Source organism: Roseburia intestinalis L1-82, assembly GCF_900537995.1.
GTDB classification, from domain to species: domain Bacteria; phylum Bacillota; class Clostridia; order Lachnospirales; family Lachnospiraceae; genus Roseburia; species Roseburia intestinalis.
Genome location: NZ_LR027880.1, coordinates 917,251 through 940,934, shown reverse-complemented (window position 1 = coordinate 940,934; position 23,684 = coordinate 917,251). Strand labels below are relative to the sequence as shown.

Sequence of the window (23,684 nt, the reverse complement as noted above, 5' to 3'; positions counted from 1 at the left end):
TATTTTTATCATGAACTACAGTACCCAGCCTGCCGCCTGCATCTGTGTCTCCACCATATGGTGATAGATTCCATCTTTTCCGGACAGCTCATCAGGTGTGCCTTCCTCTGCAACCACACCGTCTTTTAACACAACGATCTTATCTGCGTTTGCAACCGTTCGCATCCGGTGCGCAATGATAAGAACTGTCTTATTCCGGATCAGTTTTGACAATGCCTCCTGGATCAGTGTCTCATTATCTACATCCAGTGATGCGGTCGCCTCATCTAATAAGATAATCGGTGCATCCTTTAAAAACGCCCTTGCGATCGAGATTCTCTGACGTTCTCCGCCAGAGAGTTCTGATCCGTTTTCACCAATCATCGTCTGCCAGCCGTCCGGCAGCTTTTGGGCAAATTCATCACAGTGTGCTAACTTGGCAGCGACAATGACTTCCTCATCCGTCGCATCCTGTCTGCCGATACGGATATTTTCCATAATCGTATTATTAAAAAGTGTGACGTCCTGAAATACAATGGAATACAGTGACATCAGAGTTTCCGGATTGATCTTTGAAATGTCCATGCCTCCAACTGTGATCTTTCCCTTTTCAATGTCCCAGAATCTAGCCGCAAGTCTTGATACGGTCGTCTTTCCACCGCCGGATGGTCCGATCAGTGCCGTCACCTCACCCTGTTTTGCAGTAAATGTTACATCCTTTAATACAGACTCCTTTCTGTCGTAAGAAAATCTCACATTTGAAAATGTAATATCATATCCTTTATGGCTTAACTGATCTGTTCCTGTCTGAATTTCATGGGAGAGGATCTCGTCTAAACGTTCGCTCTGTATATTTGCGCTGATCATTGCCGCTAAATTCTGCAGGGAAATCTGCATCGGATCATAGATTCTTGATACAACAAGCAAAAACATGAAAAATGTCAGTACATCGATACTTCCCTTTGCAAGAAGGATTCCCCCTGTCAGGGCAACCGTTGCAATACCAAGTTTTAAGATCATCTGGGCACTTGCGACAAATACCGCCATGCCAAGTTCTGTCACGATCGCATGTTTCTCGACCGCTTTAATTTTTTTATCCAGACCTTTCATATAATCATCCTGTGCATTGTTGGCGCGGAGATCACGGACCGTCTCAAGTCCTTCCTGAATCCCGTCGGCACAGTCCATTTTCAATTTCATCTGTTTTCTGCTCAGACTGTTTTGTACTTTACCGGAACAGCCAACGATCAGAAATGAAACCGGAAGCACCCACAGCGCCGCTAAAGCCATTCTCCAGTCAAAGAAAAAGAGACTTAATGCCACGAGTGCCGTAGAAATACATGCTCCGATCAGTTCCGGTATCACATGGGAAGAAACCGTCTCCATCGTCGCACAGTCCGCCATGATCGTGCTGGTCAGATCCGACAGATCTTTTTTGCCAAAGAACGAGAGTGGTATTTTTCTCAGTTTTTCCGCGAGTGTGATGCGTCTGACACCACTCTCCACATAAGTTGCAAAAAATGTTGCATTATACTGGATATAGGTAGTAATTGCGATCAATGCCAGACAGATCAGGCTGCCTGCAAGATAAAACCCGCCTCTTCCACCAAGTGTTCCTCCCATATAATCCTTTACCAGAAAATAAAGCATTCCTACCGGAAACATCAGCACAATATCCGATATCGTGACGGAAACAAATGCTTTTATCATATCCTTCGCACCCTGCTCTGAAAGTGCATATTTATGCTGTATTTTTTCTTTGAATGACATTTTTTATTCCCCCACTTTCCAACGAACCGATTTATTGTATGCATCCCCCATATGAGCATACAGTTTCTGTGCTTCTGACAGTTCTTTATGCGTTCCTGACTCCACGATCTCTCCGTCCTTTAACACGCAGATCCGGTCGGCATCCACAACGGAGGACAGACGATGTGCGATCATAATGACCGTTTTTCCTGTGGATAATTTTGAAAATGCCTGCTGCACCTTCGCCTCATTGTCCGGATCAGCAAATGCGGTCGCCTCATCTAAGATCAGGATTGGCGCATTTTTTAACATTGCCCTCGCAATCGAAAGACGCTGTGCTTCACCGCCGGACACATAAGTTCCCTTTGCTCCGATCACCGTATCAATACTATCCGGCAATTTTTCGATAATATCTTCGCACTGTGCATTCTTTAATGCTTCCATAACTTCCTCTCTCGTCGCATCTTTCCTGCCCATGCGGACATTTTCATAAACAGACATCTTCAAAAGTTTACTGTCCTGAAATACAAATGACACCATATCCATAAGCTGTTTCGACGGGATATCACGCACATCCACGCCACCGATCCTGATCTTCCCTTCTGTTGCATCAAAGAAACGTGCGATCAGGCTTGCAAGTGTCGACTTTCCACCACCGGACGGCCCGACAAATGCGACATGTTCGCCCTCTCGGATCTTAAGATTGATGTTATGTAATGCATCTTTTGCGGCATCCTCATAACGGAAAGACACATTTTCAAAAGTAATGGACATATCTTTCGGATCCGCTTTTCCTGCTGCCTCTGTGAGCGGCTTCTTTTCTAAAATACTGTCGATCCTGGTCAGCGCATCCTCAACGATCATCTGGTTTTCACTTGCATACATGATTTTATTTAAAGTGACTGTAATGATCGGAGTGATGATAATATAGAACATCAGATTTAATAAGAACGTGTCGCTCTCCCCGCCTCTGACCACATAAAAAGTAACTGCGATCAGAACAGCAAATGCCGCATTGATGATCGTCGTATAAAAGGTCATCGGAAGTCTTAATTCTTTTGTGTAAGCGATTGTCCATTTTTCATATTTCTTTATCGAGTCGCGAAAACGCTTGAATGAAAATACCGACTGTCCAAATGTTTTTACGACCGGAATGCCGCGGACATATTCCACGGCCTCACTCGACATTTCTTCAAGTGCATTCTGGTACTCTGTCATTTTATCTTTCATGCGCTGCCCGGTCATGCTGCCCATAATTAAAAATGCTGCCACTACCGGGATCAGACTTAGCAGTCCAAGCCGCCAGTCAAACATCAGGAGCAAAACCAGAAGACCGACCGGCGTTGCAATGGCGCCCGCCTGATCCGGTAACTGATGTGCAAGATAGGTCTCTGTCGCTTCACTCGACTCGTTGACAATCTTACGGATCTTACCGCTTCCGTCACTGTCCATAAATCCCATCGGTAATGTCATGATATGGTGCATCAGCTGTGAACGTATCCCTGCCTGCACATGAAACGCAGACAAATGGGAACAAAGCAGTCCGCAAATGTAAAGAAACATGGATAGAATTGCAAAACCGACTGCATGCCACCCATAATTTGCAAGATTCCCTGCATTTTCATAATGAGGCGCCACATCTAAAATTTCCTTTATCACTCTCCAGATATAATAAAACGGTACCAGCGCAATCCAGGCACTGACCACAGAAAATATCCACGAGAGGATCGTCAGATATTTATAATTCCCGGCATATTCAAAAAGCCTTGCCAAAGAACTTTGTTTTTTTAACTTCGCATCACTTTCCATCTCAAAGACTCCCTTTCCATTTTTAGTTTTTGTTATACATCACTACTTGAAATTAGTTTTCGCTAACCAATGATTTTTTTAGAAGGCTGTCATCCTGTTACCAGAAATGTACAGCCCATCTCTTACTCCCATTTCAGAATTGCATTCCAGCCTCCATAATGGTATTTTTCAAGCATATCCATATAACGGAGTGCCTTCTCCTTCGTCATTTTATGGCGTACCACCTCAAACATACTCTCAAATAATGCCCTCGTCATGATATGGATAAAATCCTCGGTGATCACCTCGCCATCTTCTGTCCGGTAATGAATGACGTCCATATACTTATAAGTATATTCTGTCTCGATCTCGACAAGCCGTTCCACAAAATCCTGAAACTTTGTTCCGTAGGAAGCATCCAACAAAAGCTCAAACACTTCAAAATTGTCGTAAATATAATCGATCATCTCCACCATGCCGGATGACACATAATGCTTCATCTCTTTCGGCTGCTGTTCTTCCTCAAGCCCGTGAAATGTCTCCTGCGTATGTAAAAACATCTGCACCAGATGATCCGCCGCCGGTTCCACAATCGCGGAAAATAATCCTTCCTTGTCTTTAAACCGCGAATAGATGGATCCGGTCGTTGTTCCTGCCTTTTCGGCGATCGTCCGCAGAGATGCGTCGGAATATCCTTTTTGCAGGAACTCTTCCTTCGCACAGGCTATGATTTTTTCTGAAACTCCTTCTACTTGTTTTGTCACTGGTTCCTCCACTCATTTATAACAGTGTTATATAACGCTGTTATAAATATAAACATTTCTGTTTTGTTTGTCAATATGTGAATCCTATTCCTATTTAAAATACAACAAAAAAAGCATGCTCTGCAATTCTTTTGAATCGTAAAACATGCTTTTTATATGTGCTTATTTCGTTTTTCACATACTATTTTTTACGCTTTCGCTTCCCCTTCCGGGAAAATGATCTTATTGACAAAGAAAAATACGACCATTGAAACTCCGCCGTTTAACACGGTCGTTCCTATATTGTACAGCCAGTCCGGCACGAACATACCGGCTACTGCTACCCAGATACAGTTGATGGAGTTTACGATACAGGTCACGATGCAGAATGCGATCAGATACCAGAATGCCTGATACCAGATATTTCCTTTGCTGCGGAACACGAAAGTTCTCTGGATCGGGAAATTGATGCATTCTCCAATCACCATGGCAACCATGTATGCACAAAAATATGGAAGTCCACCGTGTGCGGCATCATAACCGATAATATTCCATTTGAATGTTTCTCCAAATAATGTGATGTCGATTCCCGGGAATCCAAAGTCAATGTTTGGAAGTCCGGCAAATGCGAGCGGCAGAAACAGTAACATCAGGTATTTAAATACCGTGATCAGGTTACTTACGATCACGAACAGACCGCCCTCCCGGACCCATTTGGAGGCTCCGGGATGTTTGTCTGCAAAGTTCTGCCATAGATTTTTTATACTACTCATTGTACGCTTTCACCTCTATGTATTGTAATCTCTGCAAAGTTCTGTTTTTATTCTGCTGATGTTTCATTTACGGTCTGCACCGGTTCTTCTGCTGCATCTTTTTTATATTTCCTGATCGTAAGAACCTCTAAGAAGATTACCAGTGCTCCAAGGATGATATCGATCACGATTGCCAGGATCTGCCAGTTCATCAGACCTGTCTTTAAGTTTTCAGGATCATATGCACGGCTGTTTACAACGGTATACATGATATTTTTGGATGCCTGACGCATTGCTTTTACACCTGTTGCGCTTGTGGTATCTGTCACATGGTTGGTCTCCGTATCGTATGCAACTAACATACAGTCTGTACCACCGCGGATACCCATATCAGAATCCATGTATCCGTAAACACCAAAGTAATCGGTTAATACAAATCCACGGAATCCCCACTCATCACGAAGTACGGTTGTCTGTAACGGGTAGGTTCCGCCTGCCCACTGTGTACCGATATAGTTGAAGGAGGACATGACTGCCTTTGCTCCACCTTCTTTTACTGCGATTTCAAAAGGTTTTAAGTAAATTTCACGAATTGCCTGCTCATTTGACCATGTACAGAGCATTCCGGTACGGTTTGTTTCCTGATCATTTAAAGCAAAATGTTTGATATATGCGTAAACACCATATTTTTCAGCACCGATCACTGCATTTGCGGCCATTTTTCCGGAAAGGACACCATCTTCTGAATAATACTCAAAGTTACGTCCTGCAAATGCATTTCTGTGTGTGTTCATTGCCGGTGCATACCATCCGGAAACATCCATCTCGTCTGCCATCTTACCAATGCTCTCACCGAAAGAAAGTGCAAGATCTTTGTTCCAGGTATTTGCGATCATAACTGCGGACGGGAATCCAATGGAGCCTGTTCCTGTAAAGTTGTTGTTGATGGATGCAGGTCCGTCACAGTCAACGGTCATAACTTTTCCAACACTTGCAGCTGCAGATGTCTGATATCCGCCAAGAGCGATCATTGTATCCATATCGGAAACTGTCAGCTGGTCAAGAAGTGTATCCCATTTTTCATCATCATAGGAAAGACCACGCATATCAGCAAGTGTCATTCCATTTTTCGCGCCTGTTGCCGGCATTTCGTCCGAATCATTGTTGTAATTGTTTGGATCATAATTGCTGTTATTTAAGAACTCAGCTTTCTCATCCTCTGCTAATGTAAAGTTTGAAGGAGCTGCTGTTGCTTTTGCATAGTTTGCAAATCCATCTGCTCTTGAAAGGTATGTTACATCGCCTTCTGCATATGCAAACTGATTTGTTGCAGCTACATCATCGGTAGAACGTGCATTATTCTCATCATATACAACGGTATCTGCAACACTTACGGTCTGTGATGCGATCGTATTGTGTGAATCAGAGTTGATAGAAATCTCATAGTCACCAGCCTCTAATACATAGCATCCATTCCCATATGTATCATAGGAAGCCATATCTTCTTCTGAGAAACTTACATTGATTGTCTGGGATTCACCCGGCTGTAACACATCTGTTTTTGCAAAATCGATCAGATTTGCAGATGCTTTTTCAATTCCACCGTTTGTATATGGCGGATTGTAATATACCTCTACCACATCTTTTCCTGCGGCAGTTCCATTGTTTGTTACGGTAACGTCAAAGGATACTTTACCGTCTGCTACGGTAACATCTCCCATCTTCTGTTCAAAATCTGTATAAGAAAGTCCGTATCCAAATGGAAACTGAACGGTCTTATCATAGTCGATCAGACCTTCCACTGCCGCTGTCTCATAGAAACGATAGCCAACATAAATGCCTTCTACATAGTTGACAAAAGATGGAATTGTTGCTTCTTCTTCGCCTGTTCCGAAGTTTTTGGATGTAGCGGCAAACTCATCCATATTGTCATACAGGAAGTTTCCAAAATTGTTGTAAGTCGGTGTTGCTGTCAGATCATATACAAATGTATCGCTGGTTTTTCCGGATGGATTTACCGTACCGGCTACGACTGCGCCAAGAGACTCAAATCCGGACTGACCTGTTCCAGGACACCAGATTGCACCCTTGATCTGTTTGTAATCATTTAAAAATCCAAGTTCCATGGTGTTTGCACCGTTGTATACGACAACAACGTTGTCAAAGTTGGCACAAACAAGGTCTAACATATCTTTTTCTGTCTGGCTTAACTGTAAGTAATGCTCACCAGCTTCAAAATCTTTGTAGTTTTCAGAGTTATCTGTGTAAGTCACCTTGCTCACATCCGTTGGAAGATCTGCTCCCTCACCACCAACACGGGTAATCACTACCATCGCTGTGTCAGAAAACTCTTTTGCATTGTTCATCAGTTCAGTGCTGTAGGAATCTGCTGTCGGTTCCGGCAATGTCCAGTCCTGCGCCCACATACCAACTTCCGGTCTGTCCTCACGGTATGCTTTGTAAAAATCAGTCAGTTCTGTATTGATCTTATATCCGGCATCCTCAAGACCACCGAGAAGTGTTGTTGTCTCATATGCATCGGATAATGCTCCGGATCCGGTACCACCATAACAAGGATTGGTGGATGCCCATCCAAACACGTTGATATTCTGTGTATTTGTAAGTGGCAGGATATTGTCTTCATTTTTTAATAAAACAATACCTTCATCTGCAATATCCTCGCAAAGTGCGGTTGCCTCATTTGAGGTTTCCTCTGTGATCGTACCATTTCCCATTGCAAGTGAGATCATACTTGACATTGGAATAAAGCAGATCAGGTTGATAATCACAACTGCTGCCATAAGGAATGCAATCCATGCTTCCTTTCTCACCAGTTTCTTTACCGGTTTCTTCAATTTCATGCATGCCACAGTTACAATAATTGCGAGTGCTAATGCAATACCCAGAGCAATCATGTATGGCTTACAGGAATTGAGAACGTTGATCACGTCATCCATGTTAATTGCTAACATTTCTAAATCCTCCCTTGTTTTCCGAAGGAAAATGCAATTTTACAATGTAAAATTTATCTGCTGACGAGCAGAGGATTTTCCTCCCTTGTTTTCTTTATCCGTTTCGGATCTTGTAACTGTATCCTACCATACCACACGTCCTTTGGTAAAAATCTTCACAATCTGCACTTTTTTTGCATAAACTGTTTTGCATGTTGGAAGTTTTAGACAAAATAAACGCCATATTTTTATGCATTGTACACAAAACATGGCGTAAAAGATTCTTTTTACCAGGTCATTGCCTGCCCGCTCTTTCATTTCCATATGCTTCCACCATGTCAATCAACCGGTATCCGGCTTTTAATGCCTCGCAGATCGACCGTTCACATACTTCCCTATTGTTTAAACGACTGCATCAAAGAGGTCTGCCACAGATCAGTTTTCCCGCATCGGGATCAGGATCTTTAAATCAAACCAGTTCTCTTTTGTATCAATGCTGACCGCACCGTCATATTTGTTGACCGTATAGCGGATACTTTTGAGTCCGTACCCGTGATATTCTTTCTCTTTTTTGGTCGTGACCAGTTTTCCCTCCTGATATTCCAGATTTCCTTCATAATAATTTTCAAACCGGAGGAGCAGAAAATTTTTCTGTTTTGAAACCGTCACATGTAAAAGGCGTTTCTCTTTATCTGGTATTTTCAGCTCACACTCAATTGCGTTATCGAGCGCATTTCCAAAAATACTGCAGATATCCATCACATCCATGAAATTAAGCAGTGTGCCGTCCGCAACACAGGTAAACGTGATCCCATGTTTCGCGCAGTATAGGCTTTTGGTAGTGAGCACCGTATCGAGCACTTTGTTTCCGGTCTTATTCTGTGCCTCATACTGTCTTATCTCATCCTCCATGCGGTTTAAATATTCTTCGCGTTTTTTCGGATCATCCTCACTCCGCAGGAATGCGATCTGGTGTTTTAAATCGTGATATTTATAATTGATCAGTTCGATGCTCTCTCTCGACTGCTTGTACTGCACATACTGATTCTGCAGCACATTCTGCACGGATTCTAGTTCTTTTCTCACACGCAGTTCCCGGCACTGGATCAGATGTGCATAAAGGATCGCGATACCGCCAAGATCTACTAATGTACGGATATTTCCGATCTCAAACGAATAGCGACCGGAAAACGGTGTATTTTCCGTGAGAAAACTCATGTTGCTGACAGCAAACACCGCAACTGCGATCAGTCCGGCGGAAATATATTCCCGGTGGCTGATATTCATTTTCCCATCTTTAGGCATATGTACCCGCAGAATTTTATACAGGATCAGTGCGATCGCACCATAGATCAGAACAAAAAGACCTCTGCAAAGCCACCAGTTTGTCATCGCCTCGTCGAAAAAGTAACATACAACCTGCCATTCGAACGATGCCATAAATTCCGCGACAACAAATGCGATCATCCCAAAATAGGCAGCATCGGTAAAAGTAATTTCGCAGCAGCTGTAGATAAATACGATCATTAAAAATACAGCCACGATCATACAAGGAATCCAGAAATAAATCTTAATATCATCCGTCATGACTAAAAACACACTCTGTATCAGAAGCACAGCCGCCATAATGCCTGCCGTCTGCCATTTTTGAAATCTCTTTTTGACCGGCAGGATAAATAACATGCATGCCATCCACTCTGCGACCGCTGTGTAGATTCTTGGTATATCCGGCATAATATGTTCCATCATTTGATAACCTCTCCCCAGTATTTTGTCAGTTCTTCCATAAATTCTTTTTTGCGCGCACGGCTTAATACCAGCTGCTCACCTTTTACCATGGCACAGCCGTCCGTGATCCCGTCCACATGCGCTAAATTGATGAGATACCCCTTGTTACCACGGCAGAAGTTCATATCAGCTAATTTTTCTTCCATCTCTTTCATTGTGCCTGTTGTCTCATAGTCGCCAAGAATTGTGTGCAGGATCAGCGTATGCCCCTGGCTTTCGATATAATAAATATTTGCGATATTGATCCGCACCGTCCCGCCTTTCATGCTGACCATGATCATCTTTGTCTCTCTTTTTTTCATGCGCCCGATCGCACGGCTCAGTCTCTGTGAAAATGCAAAATACGACACCGGTTTTAAAACATAATCGAGCGCATCCACCGCATAGCCGCGGATCGCATACTGTGCCATGTTTGTGATGAAAATGATGACGACCTCCGTGTCCACTTTTCGGATCTCCTCCGCTGCCGACATGCCATCCATAAATTTCATTTCCACATCCATCAAAATGATGTCATACTGTGACTGATATTTATTGACGATCTGATCCCCATCCGAATAGATCGTGATATCAAAAGCCTCCCCATTTTCTTTTTCATATTGATGTAAAAATTCCTCAAGCTGCTTTGCATACATCGCTTCATCTTCTACGATTGCAATTTTTATCATATATTTTTCTCCATTTTCTTTTCCAGTGTACCTGCTCCAATTCGCCGTTCGGCAATCATGTGAACATGTTGACTCACTTGCGCTCATGATATCATCCCCCACGAACGTTTTATAAACGCAAATGGGGACCTGTACCTCAGATTTATTTTAGTACAAGTCCCTGATATTTGCCACTTATTTATCTAATCCCGTTTCACTGCCGCTTTGATCAGGTGTGCCGTTCCCCTGATGCGGTGTCCGTTTGCCATCTCCGTCAAGGCTTCTGCCATCTCCATAGTGACAAAACCCCCCGTCATTTTCGCATAGCCGCGGATCGGCATATTATAATTAAACAATACATTCAGATTCGGTTTTCCCTGCCATTCGCTGATCTTTAACAGAATGCGCAGCACTCCGTAGAAAATTTTACCGAAAATTCCCTTTCCATAATAGAGCTGGCAGACTGCATCATTCATACGGATTTCTCCGCTCCAGCTTCCATCCGGGATCTCTCTGCCATACAGTCTGCGGAATGTATCATCGGAAATGTTTTTGATCTCACCATTAAAATATTCCGGCAGGCTTTCTCTGCTGTAACCACCCTCTGTGACAGTTCCATTTACCGCAAGTGATCCCGCAAGCAGCATTTCTTCCGCATTGCTTCCGATCATGATCTGATAGGTTCCCGTTTCCACTTCCCAGCTGTCTGTCCGTGTATCATAAAAACGAAATGTCTTATCGTCAAATAAAATCCTTACTTCTTTTTCCTCTCCCGGAGCGAGTGTCACACGCGCGAAGCCTTTCAGTTCGCGCAGCGGACGGAACACGGAATCAGATTCTTTTCCGACATAAAGCTGTGCGATCTCTGTTCCGGTCACATCTCCGGTATTTTTAATTTTAAATGTCACACCATCCTGATCTACCGCCAGATCACGGTAGGTAAATGTGGTATAACTGAGTCCGAAACCAAACGGGAAACGCACTTTTTTACCTACTGTCGTGTAGTAGCGGTATCCTACATAAAGTCCTTCCCGGTATTCGCTGCTTCTCTCTTTGCTCGGATAATATTCATACGCCGGCGTATCTTCATAATGAAGCGGATAGGTCTCATTCAGTTTTCCGGACGGGCAGACTTTTCCGGTCAGAACGTTAAGCATCGCTGACGCACCCGCCTGACCGCCGAGGTAACCGTGCACAATTCCTTTGACATACGGATACCACGGCATTTCCACGGAAGATCCCGCTGAGAGGACTACGATCACATTTTTGTTTACTGTGGTAAGCTCATTGATCAGTTCATCCTGTGCCACAGGCATATGCATATGGGCACGGTCGAGTCCCTCCGATTCGCTGATCTCGTCAAGACCTCCGAAAAACAGCACCACATCCGCATTTTTTGCTGCATCAACAGCTGCCTTTACCAGTTTAGCATTTGGTTTTCTGTTTCTGATATAACCCTGTTCACAGGCTGTCATCGTAAGTCCGCTGTCTTTTATCTCCTCTAATATGGACTCCGGCGGCATTTCCGGATTCACTAAGGAAGATCCTGCTCCCTGATATCGCGGAGTCTTTGCAAAGTCTCCGATCACAGCCACTTTTGTCCCCTGTTTTAATGGAAGGATCTGCTCTTCATTTTTTAAAAGGACGATGCTCTCCTCGGCCGCTTTGCGTGCAAGTTTATGATGCGCTTCCTTATTGAAAGTAGTTCCTTTTCCATCCACGGTCGCCTGATGCGTCGCAAAAATGACACGGAGCAGTTCATCTAAGCGCTGATCTAACACACTCTCTTCTAATGTTCCGTTTTTCACGGCATTTACGATATCATGCATTCCGGATTTTCCGGTGCCCGGCATCTCAAGATGACTTCCGTTTTTCACGCCGAGTGCGTGGTCGTTGCTTCCACCCCAGTCGGATACCACATATCCGTCAAAGCCCCATTCATCGACTAAGATTTCCTGTAACATGTGGCGGTTCTCATTGGCATAGACACCGTTTACTTCATTATAAGAAGACATGATCGACTTCGCTTTTCCTTCTTTTACCGCGATCTCAAATCCGGTCGTATAGATCTCGCGGAAGGTTCTCTCATCCACAACGGAATCATTTGCCATACGGCGCAATTCCTGGCTGTTTGCTGCAAAATGCTTCGGGCAGGCTGCGATTCCTTTGCTCTGGATTCCCCTTACATAGGCTGCCGCCATTTTTCCTGCATGGTACGGATCTTCGGAAAAATATTCAAAATTTCTTCCACAGAGCGGGCTTCTCTTGATGTTTAATCCCGGTCCTAAGATCACATTGACATCCATGGTCACGGCTTCCTCTGCTAATGCCGTTCCGATCTCCTCACCTAATGTTTCATCCCAGCTGTTTGCAACCGAGGCTGCGGTCGGAAAACAGGTCGCAGGGAGACTTGCATTTAATCCCAAGTGGTCTCCGGCTCCCGCCTGTCTTCTCAATCCGTGCGGTCCGTCAGACATCGCCATGGACGGGATTCCGTATTTTTCAAAATCCACTGTCTCCCAGGTGTTTTTGCCGGACATCATCAGGGCTTTTTCTTCGAGTGACATCTGTTTTATGATAGATTCGTATTTTAAACTCATGATTGATCCTCTCTTGATTTGTGATCTGCACATCTTTCACTTTCGTAATTTCAGCATAGCACAAACAAAAGATGACGAGGGAGTATTTCACAAATGGGGGCATTTTTTGCATAAACTGTCAAAAATGCCCCCGAAGAGTTTTCGCTCTCAATCATGCTCAATCATAGTCATCATAATAGTCATCATCGTAGTCATCATCATCGTAGTCATCATCATCCGCAATAACATTCACGGTATATACTACTTTTTTACCCTTTGCCTTACCACTTGTACATGTACAGGTTACCCGTACTGTTCCTGTCTTTTCCGCATAAAACTCAACGTCCGTTCCGGTTGTTTTTCTTTCTGCAAACGAGACAATACTTGTATCACTGATCTCCCATTTTAACTGACTGTTCTTTATTGAGGATCCTTTTTTGACCTCTAAATCAAAATCATCCCATGCTTCTACATATTTGACCGATTCTCCAACCTTTGCCAATGAATAATCACTCTTTTTCTTCGTCACAGTTACAGTTATCGTATCACCATATTTCTTCTTACTCTTTCCCTGTACATAACACCTGATTTTTGCTTTTCCTGGTTTTACTGCAATGAAATCCATTTCATCGCCTGTGCGGTCACGATCCTCAAATTTTACATATTTTTTTCCTGAAATAATTTCCCAGCGGATATAATCGTCCTCAGCATCTATTGGAGTTACTTTCGCTCTGATTTCAAACTCCTTTCCCTGAGAAACCTTTTTTGCCGACTGCGCTATGGAAACCTTCTTCGGTTTCCAGTTATAATCTGCCTGTGCTGAAATGTTTCCCGTACCAATTACCGCCATCACAACCAAAAGTACAATTAAAACCTGTTTTGCTGCTCTCTTCATAAACAAATCCTCCTTTTTTCATGAGAGTTTCTCATTTCTAATTGTTTTGCTTTGTACTTTGATTATATCATGCATTTATTAGAACATTATTAATACGACAAATTTTTTATAATCATTATTGATTTCCATATGTCTGCTTTTATCAAAGCGGCAGTTTTACCTGAAAAACACTCCCACTGCCTGCCTCACTTTTCACTTGGATTTTTCCTCTGTAAAACTTCACAATTTCATAAACCATGGCAAGCCCAAGTCCACTTCCCTCGCCTCCTCGCGATACATCAGTCTGATAAAACCGCCGGAAGATCTTTTCCTGCTCTTCTTCTGCAATTCCTATCCCATCATCCGTTACAGACAAAACAAGTTCCGTTTCTTCTTTCTTTAATTTCACAAAGATATGCCCATTCTCTTTCCCATAACGATAGGCATTGCTGACAAGATTAACGAGAATTCTTGATAAAAGTTCACGATTTCCATAAAACACTGCCTGCTCCGTCTCATAATCAAGCATAATTTCCTTTTCTCTTATCAGCTTCATATCAGAGCAAATAGATGCCACCAGTTCTTCCATATCAACAGTTTCCTCTGCATATTTTCCTGATTTCATTTCCAGTCTGGCAAAGTCCAGCATATGATCAATAAGTTTTGTCATTTTCCGCGCCTGACGCCTGATTACCCGCAAGGCATCTTCATATTCCCCTACGCTTCTTTCTTTTTCAAGTGTATACTCACACTGTGCTGAAATGACAGCCATCGGTGTTCTTAGTTCATGTGAAACGTCAGATGTAAATTGTTGTTCCTTTTCAAATGTACTTTCCAGTCGTTCAAACATCTCATTAAATATATCCGCAAGCTGGTGCAGTTCATCATTCCCTTTTCCAAGATTGATCCTGCATTTCAAATCATTTTCTTCTCCAATCTTTCTTGCAGTCCCAGCTATTTTCTGAATTGGATTTAATGTACGTCCAGCAATAAAATATCCTCCCGCAGATGCTATTACGACCAGAACCGGCAGAAGAACCAGTGCAATCCGCATAATCCCAAAGCTCTGACGCTCTCCCTGTTCCTCTGATACCACTCCACGAAGCCATAATCCGTTAAGTCCTTCTGCTGTGAGTTTCCGGTCAAAAATATAATACCCCGTTCCATCCTTCATTACTTTTTGAATCTCGGAATCCACAAATTCCAGATCTGCCACTTTTGCAGCTATTGGATTTTCTCCATAAATAAGCCTTGACTTTTCATCATACAATCCTGTATAGACTTCATTTACCTTGCTCAGAAAATCGTCGTCAATTTCCAGATACCCTTTCCGGTAATCAATCAAATAATCAATATCCGCATCTGTACGGATTTCATCCATCCCAGAAAAATATTCAATCTCATCCACATTATTTTCCACTGTCTCCACCAGACTATCCTGTATTGTTTTTATCAAAATCTGACGGCTGACGACAAAAATCATCAGATATGCAAATAGTACTATTACCACCAATGCTGCAGTAAACCAGATTGTTATTTTCAGACGGATTGAGAATCTCCCCATATCTTAAATTTCCTCTCTCATTATAAATCCTCTTCCACGGACTGTATGAATCAACTTTTTGTCATATCCACCATCAATTTTTTTTCGAAGATAGCTGATATAAACATCCACTACATTCGTGCCCCCTTCGTAATCAAAATTCCAGACATGATCCTCTATCATCTCACGAGACAGCACACGCCCCTGATTGTACATGAAATATTCCAGCATGGCATACTCTTTAGCCGATAATGTGATCTCTTTTCCCCCCCGCATTACCCTGTGGGAAGTGCAATCCAAAGAAAGATCCGCAATATGCAAAACATTGTCAGTAACTCCGAAAGATCCCCTCATCATTGCGCGCAGACGTGCTGACAACTCTTCAAACGAAAATGGCTTCACAAGATAATCATTTGCCCCACTGTCTAATCCCTTTACTCTGTCCGAAACAGCATCCTTTGCTGTCAGAAATAGCACCGGTGTTGTCTTTCCCATTCCCCTCAGCGCACGCAGCACTGTAAATCCATCTGCTTTTGGCATCATAATATCAAGAATCACTGCATCATACTCCGTACAGGAAAGGATATCTATTGCTGTCCTGCCATCAAAACAATGATCCACACTGTAACCATCCTCAGTCAGTTTTTGAACAATAATGGCATTTAAATCCTGTTCATCTTCCGCCAAAAAAATTCTCATGTTTATTTCCTTCTCCTTTGTTTTTTACCGCGTCATTATAATCCCCTTTAAATCCAATTGTTATATAATGAAAGTAACGAAACCAACATTTATAACATTCACGAAAGAAGATATTTCTTGCAGATACTATACAACATTCATTTCTCATATACAACCTGTAAAAATCTTCTTACGCACAAAAATGCCCCCGAAGAGCTTTCGCTCTCCGGGGGCATCCTCTCATCTGTTATCCCTCAATGGATATGTATCGTTTTTCCGGAACTTTCTTTGCTTCTTCCTTCGGGACATCCAGTGTTAAAATACCATTTTCGTATTTTGCGTGGATATCGTTTTCGGTAACACTCTCGCCTACATAGAAGGTACGGCTCATACTTCCGGCGTAACGTTCACGTCTGATGTATTTGTCTTTCTTATCCTTCTCTTCCTTGTCGAGACCCTTCTCAGCGCTGATGGTAAGGTAACCATCGTTTAACTCAAGCTGGATCTCGTCTTTCTTAAATCCTGGAAGATCAACGGCTACTTCGTAACCTTTCTCGGTCTCCTTTACATCTGTCTTCATCATGTTCTTTGCATGTTTACCATACAATGTTTTATCAACATCCGGAATCTCTGGGAATGAGAAATCCATCCAGTCATCAAATAAGTTTTCTCCAAAAATGCTAGGCAGTAACATAAGTCATCTCTCCTTTTTCTACCGGTCCACTTTCTGTGGAACCTCCCATGTTTTTTACCTTTGTTTTGGAACCTCAGACGAAGGAACTCTGGGGAATCATCTTCTCTTTTTGTTCCCTCTTCCTTTGTTCTGACTATGTTATACCACCACTTATTAGCGCTGTCAAGAGGTGAGTGCTAATTTTCTGTGAACTTTTTGTGAAATCATATTTTAGCTGATATTTTTATCAAAAAAGTCCATTATATCTCGCTTTTCAAACGTTATTCCGTTGTTTCCGAATCCCCAAAATCCAGTATCTAAGCACCGGGATCCGACGTATCACTTCATATAATAAGATTGAAACCACAAATCCACCCACCAATTCAATACCATAGACTACAGTCAATGGCAGCTCCTTTCCAGCCAGAAGATAATTGATCACTAAAAGTACCGGGATATGTAATACATAGATACCGAAACAGCATTTTCCCATATAATTCGTAAAATTATTGGAAAAATCAAGCCATTTTGGACCTGCACCAAGCACGAGCAAAACCATAAAAAATGCATACAGGTTTAAATCCCATCTTGACAGTACATCTTTGTCCGTATATGCCATTCCATAACATCTTACGATATAAAATATGCCGCTTACAGCTGCACAAATGCCCAATAGGAGCACTGCATTTTTTATTTTTTCCATGACACTTTCATTCGAAAACAGGTAATATCCGGCTAAAAATGCCGGAATATAAATGCCGTTCCGGTAGGACGTGATAAGCAGCGTTGCATTTTCCTGCAATTTTCCGGATCAGAAGCAGAAATAGTGCTGCCACAAACAATACATGGCAAAACCACAGTGCCCCGATACCACAGCATAAGATGATAATGACTCTCACAAAAGCCGGTACACTCTCCGGCATATTGCCACGCGCAGTGTGAAGATAGATCACATATCCACCGAGCCAGCCAAATGCCAGAACACCAAGTGTCGACGGCGCCAGAATCTTATCCACCCTCTCTTTCAAAAACTGTCTTTCTGTCCTCTTTTCCAGTGCATATCTTGCACTGATTCCGGCGACTACAAACAGCAGTAACATAAACCACGGGTATACAAAATACTGGTAAATCCCCGCAAATGTAACTGCTCCTTCATACGGTTTTAAACCGGCAAACATCGCCTCGGTTCCAATATTATTGTAATAAAAATAAACATGAAAGATCACAACAAAAAAATCGTCAGAAACCGGATATTATCCAGATAATGTTTTCTCATAAAAATCTCCATTTCCTCCTGCAGTGTTTTCCTCACTTTTTTGTGTCTTAGTTCTTATCCTTTTGATTTGCCATTTTTAATGCCTGCTGCACGAAATCTATCATATCATCTGCTTTGACCAGGGCAATCCCCTGTGCTTCATCACCTAACACCATGATCGTATCTCCCGCTTTGATCTGAAAAACTTCTCTCGCCTTCTTTGGCAGAACGATCTGTCCTCTCGCTCCGACTGTAACCGTTCCAAACATATGCTTCCCTTTTGGCGGAAGTGGAAGACTTTTATTTTTTTCCTCATAATGCAGCATATCCTCCAACGCCACACCAAATGCTTCTGCCATCCTGTCACAGGCGATCACATCCGGAATACTCTCCCCAGATTCCCATTTTGAGACCGTCTGTCTGCTCGTTTCCGTCAGTTCCGCTAACTGCTCCTGTGACATTCCTGCCCGTTTTCTAAGTAACTGTATATTATCTGAAAGCATGTTTTTCCTCCCATCTCCTCTCGTGTTCTCATACATTTCATACTTTTCATACTTTATTGTAAACATACGAAACATCATTTTCCAGCAAAAGATATAACAAAAAGAGACCACATATGTTATTTTTTTTAACATGGGTGATCTCCTGAAACATGTTTTGTTTTTCCTCTGCTTCACTATACAATACCGTTGTAAAAACCAATGTCCAAAGTAGGAAAAATTTGAGTAAATTCCGACACTTATTTTATGCAGTTCTATCTTTATGAGATTTCATCAACATCATAATACTTAAAATCCCGGAAGCAGGCACTTCCTCCTGTTTCCTCTGCCGCATAGCAGAACAGACCAAACCGGCAACCAGTAAAATGATCCAGTTTGAAGTACAGCTTATGCACGTTTCCGATGGGTAGCCAGTCTCCCTTATTTACCCGGTAATAGCAGCGTGCTTCATCCTTCATGTTACAGAAATCTGCTTCAAGACGAAAATCCATCTGATGTGATTCAACAACAGTTCCTTCCGTCATATCCAATATACCATCTTCTTTTTTATCCAGCATAAGGACTTCATATTTTCCATGATGTTTTGTAATGCCAACTGCAGCATAACAGCTCTGCAACGCACACAAACCTGCGACATCGCCCTCTTTCAATGCAGAAGCATCAACAGTAACCTCAGCTGCGCAGGACGGATAACTCATCCTTTGCGTAAGCGTATTTACTGCCTGTGTAAGCTCTGTACAAACTTCCCGTGTTGTAATTGTATAGGTTCCCTGCAATGCATCCAGATGATAGTACCGTGGATCTGGATCATGATTAAACTGCCAGCGCGGAAGCAGCCCATTACAGAAATCATCACTTCCCACTAATGGCTGATAAATATATCCTGGTCTGGTACTGTGAACCTCTATTTCTTCCGGCACATGTCCGTTCTGTCCAAAAAACGGAAAATGATCCTTCCAGGTAACCGGAAGCAGAATAGGAATCCGTCCAACTGCTCCGGAATCCTGAAACAGCATTGCATACCACTTTCCATCCGGCGTATCCACTATTCCTCCCTGTGCCACGCCCTGCCCACAATATCCACGATCATCACAAAGTACATCTCCACCCGTGAATTCTCCTTCCAGAGAATCACTGTAAAAGCATGCTTCCGTCCGCATCCAGCGGTCTCTCAGGGAATGAACCAGAAAAATATAATAATAGCCGTTTATTTTTTGAATATGAGAACCCTCATAGCCTAGCTCCGGGTTCTTATGATCACTGACTAAAAGACGATGTAATCCGTCCTTCTTTGGTGCAGTCAAATCTTCATTCAATTCTGTAATCCAGATTTCATCATTTCCATATACAATATAGTTTCTGCCATCCTCATCAAATAATAAAGAGCCGTCATGATAAAAGCCTTCTATCAGCTGCTTTTTCCATGGACCATCTATTTTTTCCGAAGTATACAAATAAGTCTTACGGGTATCATTTGCCACAAAGCAGATATAAAATCGGCCTTCATGATAGCGCAGGGAAGCTGCCCACATGCCCTGTCCGTAAATATTCTGACCGCTTTTCAGTTGCTGCGCATCCGTATGATCCAACGTCTCATAGACATAAGTCACATGCTCCCAGTGCACCAGATCAAAAGACTGCAGAATCTCACAGCCCGGCATAAAGTGCATGGTTGTGGATACCATATAATAGGTGTCTTCTACGCGGATCACGTCCAGATCTGGATAATCCAATCTTGTTATAGGATTTACATTCATTGTTTATTCCTTTCTGTTTTATCTCCATATTCTTTCTTTGTTCTATTCTATTTTTACTATTTTATCTTTGTTTCTTATCCGTCTGCCTTTTCAACTCTTCTCTGCCCCATTTCACTATTGTTAATATCACAATCTCACAGTAAAATATAATAATCGAAAACGATCCTGCACCATGTTATTCATCAGAAATTTCCGGTTTGCACAGATTTACCGGGAATAAACAGAAGGAGACCAGCATGAAGGAAATATAACATTTAATTCTGCAATACAAGGATTTATCTGCGCCGTTTCAGTCCGTGTTCCTTATAATACCTGTCTTTATCCTCATACATCAGGCGCTCCGATTCGTTTAAAAGCAGATCAATATCCTTAGGACCGTGTTCTTTCCATATCATGCCAACCGCCATTGTAACCTGATGTTCTTTCATATCCATGCGCAGTTTCTCAACGTGTTCCCTCAGGTCTTTTTCCTCAATTCCAAGACAAAGTACTAAAAATTCATCGCCGCCGATCCGATACAGACCATACCCCTTAAATACACCCGCTAAGCACTCACATGCCCTGATGATCAACCGATCTCCGGCTTCATGCCCCTGCTCATCATTGACCTTTTTCAGCCCTGTGATATCGCAGTACACTACACCGATCTGTTCCCCATTCCACTCATGCTCCACAAACCAGTCGACCGCATAACGATTGCCAAACTGAGTGAGCTGGTCACGATAACTCATGCGTTCTAACTGACGGAGCAGATTTCTTCTCCGAATGGAGGAAACAATAAAAGATCCCATGATATGAAGCATATCGGAAACATAATCTAATGATTCTGCCGGTGGATTATCCACTCCGTAAAATCCAATGATCTTTTTCTCCCAATAAAGTGGAACAACCACCAGTGAATGGATATCCTGACGTTTCAGATTCTTATACTGTTCCGAATCTTCCTCTCTGATGTTCTCCAGATTTTCAATTACAATGTTTTTATCTTCTTGAAAATTCCGATACCAGTTGGCACATAATTCTGGTGGAAGGTTCTGTAAATTATCTTTCTCCGGCTTGATTCCATTTGCAACCCACTCGTAAGTGTTGTCATCGCACCCATTCTCATTATGCTCAAAAATATATGTCCTCTCTCCATCTAATGCCTTTCCTATATATTCCAGAATGATGTCCAGCGATTTATCCGCAGAAGATGTTCCAAGGGCAAGACGCAGTCCCTCATTAACGATTTTTTCCAGTTTTTCGTAGCGGCGTACCACATTTTTCTGATGTTCCTGAGAACTTATATTCAGAGCAATCTCTATTCTATATCGTCTGCCATTGTCCTCCACAACAGTATCCTTAATTTTAAAGTATTTATTTAAAAGCGGGTTAAAATACCGCCACTCCTTAAACTGTCCCTCCTGCAGTTCATCATTATTGCAGATCGTACAGGGCAGGCTTGAATTCTGAAGCAATTCATAACATTTTTTGCCGGCAAGTTCTTCTTTTGAATGTATCCCATAAGTATCTCTCATCTTTTTATTCATATAAACCAGTTCATGGGTATCCGCATCTGCAACATAAACATATTCATTCATATTTTCAAAAAAATTCCAGATTCTTTCCATACCATTCCCCATTTCGTGCTTTTTTATAAAAACAATATTCTCATTCCTGACAAGCCTGAATACAAACTTATTATCTATTATAACTCAAAATTCGACAATATACAGTATATTTTTTCATTTAACCAGAAAAAGGAAGTATGAAAAATAAAAAATCATTTTTCACACCCCCTTTTCTCATTTAGGGTGACAGAAAGGTTCCCAAAACATTTATTTTATTGATTTATCCAAGGATCTCTGCTAAATCTGCTTCCGGTGTCGTAATCGGTGCGATTCCATAATTATCTACCAGATAATTCAGGATATTTGGTGAAATAAATGCCGGCAGTGTCGGTCCTAGCTTTATATTTTTTATACCAAGGTGGAGCAGTGTCAGTAAAATGCAGACTGCTTTCTGTTCGTACCAGGAAAGCACCATGGAAAGCGGCAGCTCATTCACGCCACAGTCAAATGCCTCCGCAAGTGCCACTGCGACACGGATCGCACTGTAGGCATCGTTGCACTGTCCCATATCAAGGATTCTCGGCAGTCCACCGATCGTTCCAAGGTCAAGATCATTGAAACGGTATTTTCCACATGCAAGTGTTAAGATCATGGTATCCTTTGGCGTCTGTTTTACAAACTCTGTATAATAATTTCTTCCCACACGGGCGCCATCACAGCCTCCTACCAGGAAGAAATGGCGGATATCACCGGATTTTACGGCTGCGATCACCTGATCTGCCACGCCGAGTACCGTTCCGTGTCCAAATCCTGTCATGACCTTTGTTCCACCGTTGATTCCGGTAAATGCAGTATCCTCTTTGTAACCGCCAAGCTCTAACGCTTTTTCGATGACCGGTGTAAAATCCTTATCCTCTCCGATGTGAACCATTTCAGGATAAGATACTACCTCCGTTGTAAACACGCGGTCCGCATAACTCTCTTTGACCGGCATCAGACAGTTTGTCGTATAAAGAACCGGTGCAGGGATATTTGCAAACTCCTTCTGCTGATTCTGCCATGCGGTACCAAAGTTGCCTTTTAAATGTGGGTATTTCTTTAATTCCGGGTAGGCATGTGCCGGCAGCATCTCGCCGTGGGTATAAATGTTGATTCCCTTATCTTTTGTCTGCTCTAACAACAGTTTTAAGTCATAAAGGTCATGACCGGTAATGACGATAAACGGTCCCTTTTCCACCATCAGAGGAACTTCCGTCGGTACCGGGGTTCCAAAAGTTTCTGTGTTGGCACGGTCTAACATTTCCATGCAGGTAAGGTTTACTTTCCCTGTCTCAAGCACGAGTGGAAGCAGATCTTCCATCTCGAAATCCTCTCCGACTGCAAATAATGCACGGTAGAAAAAGTCGTTTACTTCCTCATTTGTATAGCCGAGTACCATGGCATGATAAGCGTATGCTGCCATACCGCGGATTCCGAATAAGATCAGGGATTTTAAGGAACGGATATCCTCATCTGCCTCCCACATCCGCTTCATATCATAATCGCTGGTATTGCCGCACGGTGACATGCAGGCTGCACATCCCGGCACCACTCTTCCTTTTTCTTCCCGGACACGGGCGATCATCTCACGCAGTGTCTCATCATTAAAATTCACATTCGTGATCGTTGTGAATAAACCTTCTATTATAATGCGGTCTGTCTGCTCTGTCTTTGGATTATTCATGCAGGCATGTGCAAGTCCCACAAGTGCTCCTGTCAGTTCATCCTGTAAATCCGCTGTCACGCTTTTCTTTCCACACACGCCGGCTGCCCCTGTACATCCACTGCATCCCGCTGTCTGCTCACACTGAAAACAAAACATATGATTCTCCCTTCTAC

General features: G+C 42.6%; 18 protein-coding genes. All 18 read right to left on the bottom strand.

Annotated features, from left to right (window positions below):
- Positions 1-15 precede the first annotated feature (15 nt).
- The 18 genes from RIL182_RS04470 to hcp all read right to left on the bottom strand — a co-directional run bounded on the left by RIL182_RS04470 (position 16) and on the right by hcp (position 23,667).
- Complete coding sequence (locus RIL182_RS04470) at positions 16-1,749, bottom strand: ABC transporter ATP-binding protein (protein ID WP_006858176.1); 1,734 nt, start codon at positions 1,747-1,749, stop codon at positions 16-18.
- A gap of 3 nt (positions 1,750-1,752) precedes the next feature.
- Positions 1,753-3,537 (bottom strand): ABC transporter ATP-binding protein, encoded by a 1,785-nt coding sequence (locus RIL182_RS04465; protein WP_006858181.1) that lies wholly within the window; start codon positions 3,535-3,537, stop codon positions 1,753-1,755.
- A 122-nt stretch (positions 3,538-3,659) separates the two neighbouring features.
- Complete coding sequence (locus tag RIL182_RS04460; protein ID WP_022113251.1) at positions 3,660-4,280, bottom strand: TetR/AcrR family transcriptional regulator; 621 nt, start codon at positions 4,278-4,280, stop codon at positions 3,660-3,662.
- A 188-nt stretch (positions 4,281-4,468) separates the two neighbouring features.
- Entirely contained in the window at positions 4,469-5,032 is a 564-nt protein-coding gene (locus tag RIL182_RS04455) for a GtrA family protein (protein WP_006858182.1), read from the bottom strand.
- 47 nt (positions 5,033-5,079) lie between these two features.
- A complete protein-coding gene (locus RIL182_RS04450; RefSeq protein WP_006858183.1) occupies positions 5,080-7,983 on the bottom strand; it encodes a glycoside hydrolase family 3 C-terminal domain-containing protein in 2,904 nt (967 codons plus the stop codon).
- A gap of 414 nt (positions 7,984-8,397) precedes the next feature.
- Entirely contained in the window at positions 8,398-9,711 is a 1,314-nt protein-coding gene (locus RIL182_RS04440; protein ID WP_006858185.1) for a sensor histidine kinase, read from the bottom strand.
- Entirely contained in the window at positions 9,708-10,418 is a 711-nt protein-coding gene (locus tag RIL182_RS04435) for a LytR/AlgR family response regulator transcription factor (RefSeq protein WP_015559327.1), read from the bottom strand. Before RIL182_RS04435 ends, RIL182_RS04440 begins: the two co-directional genes overlap by 4 nt.
- Before the next feature lie 182 nt (positions 10,419-10,600).
- The gene (locus RIL182_RS04430) at positions 10,601-12,997 is read right to left on the bottom strand and encodes a glycoside hydrolase family 3 C-terminal domain-containing protein (RefSeq protein ID WP_006858186.1); all 2,397 of its coding nucleotides are present in this window, start codon (positions 12,995-12,997) and stop codon (positions 10,601-10,603) included.
- Between the two features lie 157 nt (positions 12,998-13,154).
- Positions 13,155-13,871 (bottom strand): hypothetical protein, encoded by a 717-nt coding sequence (locus RIL182_RS04425; RefSeq protein ID WP_006858187.1) that lies wholly within the window; start codon positions 13,869-13,871, stop codon positions 13,155-13,157.
- Positions 13,872-14,013: 142 nt separating this feature from the next.
- On the bottom strand, positions 14,014-15,414 hold the full coding sequence (locus tag RIL182_RS04420; RefSeq protein WP_006858188.1) for a sensor histidine kinase: 1,401 nt from the start codon (positions 15,412-15,414) through the stop codon (positions 14,014-14,016).
- A 3-nt stretch (positions 15,415-15,417) separates the two neighbouring features.
- A complete protein-coding gene (locus RIL182_RS04415) occupies positions 15,418-16,092 on the bottom strand; it encodes a response regulator transcription factor (protein ID WP_006858189.1) in 675 nt (224 codons plus the stop codon).
- A gap of 226 nt (positions 16,093-16,318) precedes the next feature.
- Positions 16,319-16,765, bottom strand: a complete 447-nt coding sequence (locus RIL182_RS04410; protein WP_006858190.1) for an Hsp20/alpha crystallin family protein — start codon at positions 16,763-16,765, stop codon at positions 16,319-16,321.
- 253 nt (positions 16,766-17,018) lie between these two features.
- Positions 17,019-17,546: an acyltransferase family protein gene (locus RIL182_RS21930; protein WP_330369051.1), complete on the bottom strand. Its 528-nt coding sequence runs from the start codon at positions 17,544-17,546 to the stop codon at positions 17,019-17,021.
- Positions 17,455-17,970: an acyltransferase family protein gene (locus RIL182_RS21925; RefSeq protein ID WP_006858231.1), complete on the bottom strand. Its 516-nt coding sequence runs from the start codon at positions 17,968-17,970 to the stop codon at positions 17,455-17,457. The genes RIL182_RS21930 and RIL182_RS21925 overlap by 92 nt, the downstream gene beginning before the upstream one ends.
- A gap of 97 nt (positions 17,971-18,067) precedes the next feature.
- A complete protein-coding gene (locus RIL182_RS04395; RefSeq protein WP_044999388.1) occupies positions 18,068-18,502 on the bottom strand; it encodes a helix-turn-helix domain-containing protein in 435 nt (144 codons plus the stop codon).
- Between the two features lie 257 nt (positions 18,503-18,759).
- Positions 18,760-20,256 carry a glycoside hydrolase family 43 protein gene (locus RIL182_RS04390; protein WP_006858191.1) on the bottom strand — a complete coding sequence of 499 codons (1,497 nt, stop codon included), beginning with the start codon at positions 20,254-20,256 and terminating at the stop codon, positions 18,760-18,762.
- Between the two features lie 275 nt (positions 20,257-20,531).
- Entirely contained in the window at positions 20,532-21,866 is a 1,335-nt protein-coding gene (locus RIL182_RS04385) for a sensor domain-containing diguanylate cyclase (RefSeq protein WP_242655606.1), read from the bottom strand.
- Positions 21,867-22,086: 220 nt separating this feature from the next.
- Positions 22,087-23,667: a hydroxylamine reductase gene (hcp, locus tag RIL182_RS04380; RefSeq protein WP_006858192.1), complete on the bottom strand. Its 1,581-nt coding sequence runs from the start codon at positions 23,665-23,667 to the stop codon at positions 22,087-22,089.
- Positions 23,668-23,684: the final 17 nt, after the last annotated feature.